At 30.3% G+C, this 2,128-nt stretch carries 2 protein-coding genes and 1 pseudogene; 2 read left to right on the top strand and 1 reads right to left on the bottom strand.

Going from position 1 to position 2,128, the window contains the following annotated elements:
* A pseudogene (locus CQZ94_RS30515) lies at positions 1-193 on the bottom strand (IS6 family transposase); the annotation flags it as partial.
* A gap of 221 nt (positions 194-414) precedes the next feature.
* On the opposite strand from CQZ94_RS30515, the gene CQZ94_RS30510 reads away from it, so the two are divergent.
* Entirely contained in the window at positions 415-792 is a 378-nt protein-coding gene (locus CQZ94_RS30510) for a DUF4430 domain-containing protein (RefSeq protein WP_105588408.1), read from the top strand.
* On the top strand, positions 779-1,357 hold the full coding sequence (locus CQZ94_RS30505) for an ECF transporter S component (protein WP_105588407.1): 579 nt from the start codon (positions 779-781) through the stop codon (positions 1,355-1,357). The genes CQZ94_RS30510 and CQZ94_RS30505 overlap by 14 nt, the downstream gene beginning before the upstream one ends.
* Positions 1,358-2,128: the final 771 nt, after the last annotated feature.

Genomic DNA, 2,128 nt, shown 5'->3' with positions numbered 1-2,128 from the left:
CTCGCTTATCTAATTCGGGACCATATTGATGAACCCATCGCATGATAGTTGTATGGGCAAGGAATAGCCCGCGTTCTTCCATCATTTCGACTAAATCACGAAAACTGAGGTTGTACCGTAGGTACCATCTCACGGTTAATAAAATAATATCCGGTTGATAATGTTTCCACTTGAATAGATTTTGCTTTTCCATACCAATCACATCCTTTTTAGAATACTAGTATCAGTATGTCCAAGTTTAGAAGGTTACTTACAAGAGTTTTGGAGTGTTTGCACCAGAACCTTATTTCGAATATTAAATAATAGGTGAAAAGGGTTTGCATAAAAATATCTTTTTTGGTAGATTTATAATTGTTTGGTTAATATAACTAATTTCATTTATGGGATTTACCAACACGAGAAAGGGATGAAAAAATGAAAAAGGTAAAATTATTGTTTTTATCTTTAATGATGACCATGGTAATGGTAGTTTTACTAGGATGCGAGGGTGAGAAGAAAGAAACTAAGCAAACACATGAGGTAACAATTGAAGTAACAACTGATAAAGGTAAAAATAAAATTGCAAAAGAAAATGTTAAAGTGAAAGATGGGGAAAATTTATTTGATGTAATGAAAGATAATTTTAAAATTGAAGCTGAAAAAGGTATGATTACTTCAATCAATCATAAACAGCAAGATAACAAAAAATATTGGATGTTTGATATTAATAAAGAACCCGCAATGAAAGGGGCAAAAGATATTAAGTTGAAAGATGGCGACATAATTTCTTGGGATTTACATGAAATTAAGTGAAAAATGTTTTAATGGTTCTCTCAGAAATGTAAAAAGTATTGTAATAATCGCTATGATGGTGAGTTTAACTGTTGTAGGACGTATGATGTTTACTTTTATTCCTAATGTACAACCTGTAACAACACTCATTATTATTATTACTCTAGTAATGGGTATACAATATGGAGTTGTTGTGGGCGTGCTTTCAATTTTACTATCTAATTTAGTACTAGGATTGGGTTTATGGACAATTCCACAAATCATCGGATATCTAGTTATAAATTTATTAACTGGTTTTATTATTAGGCCGTTATTTGAAAAAATCCCGCATATTTTATTGAGTATATATGCAGCTTTTATAGGGATGTTATATGGATTTATCTTGTCACTCTGCCAAGTCCCTATCTATGGTTTGAAATATTTTTGGATGTATTATATTACAGGAATACCATTTGATATGTATCATGCGCTTGGAAATTTTTGCTTTTATTTTATTTTAGCACCTGTTTTGATTCCATTATTATACAAATTATTGATTAGATACTATAAAAACGATATAGAAATAACAGAGAGAAAGGTTGTATAGAAATTTATTTCTATACAAGGCGGAAAGTAATTAAAAGATAAAAAAAGCAATCAATTTCAATTGATTGCTTATGAACAATTGGCTGAAATTTGAAATTAAATTCCGCAACTTCCTTTGGGTGAAAAAATGCCCCTATTTTCACTAGAATTTTACTCTTGTGTATTAATTTTGTAGTTTTTCAGCTTAAAAAGCGTTTCTACAAGCGATAATTGATTATTGATGCTAAAATCGACTATTTCTTCTAAATGTAGTGCCATCTGTTATAACTTTCAATACTCTAGGTTTTGTATTAGGTGTTGATATCTTTTCTTCATTACTATATACCTAATCAATAACTAATAAATTTTGTTTTTTGAATTTTAATATTTATATATTCGATGATTCTTTTGGTCAACGTTGTTTTATAACGCTCTTCTTGGTTCTGTTACAGAGCTTCTTAACAGATAAAAAATTAGAGTATTTACAGAGGTAAGTCTTATATAATTGTGAGTAATTGCTGTAATTCATTTTACATTGAAAAAACGAAGTTTGGTTGCAAACTTCGTTTTTGTTTATATAGGGTATACTGTTTCGATTCCTTTTATCGTATGTGAAGCATGGTACAGGCTTTGAAATCATGCGAATTTGGTAAAGCATCGCTTTTCATTTCTATGGTCTTGTTCTATAAGGGGTCACTATACATGCCCATAAACTTAAGAATTTGCTTTACCCCCAAGGGTTCTGGTGCAAAGATGGCATTTATTTGAAAGAGGTATATAGATTCCTAATGGA

The sequence above is a fragment of the Bacillus sp. MYb209 genome (assembly GCF_002975175.1).
In the GTDB taxonomy this organism is placed as follows: domain Bacteria; phylum Bacillota; class Bacilli; order Bacillales; family Bacillaceae_G; genus Bacillus_A.
This window is presented reverse-complemented; position numbering and strand designations above follow the sequence as displayed.

Bases quoted from the DNA above. Each gene is read 5' to 3' on its own strand.
- CQZ94_RS30510 (WP_105588408.1), top strand. From the start codon at position 415: ATGAAAAAGGTAAAATTATTGTTTTTATCTTTAATGATGACCATGGTA.
- CQZ94_RS30505 (WP_105588407.1), top strand. From the start codon at position 779: ATGAAATTAAGTGAAAAATGTTTTAATGGTTCTCTCAGAAATGTAAAA.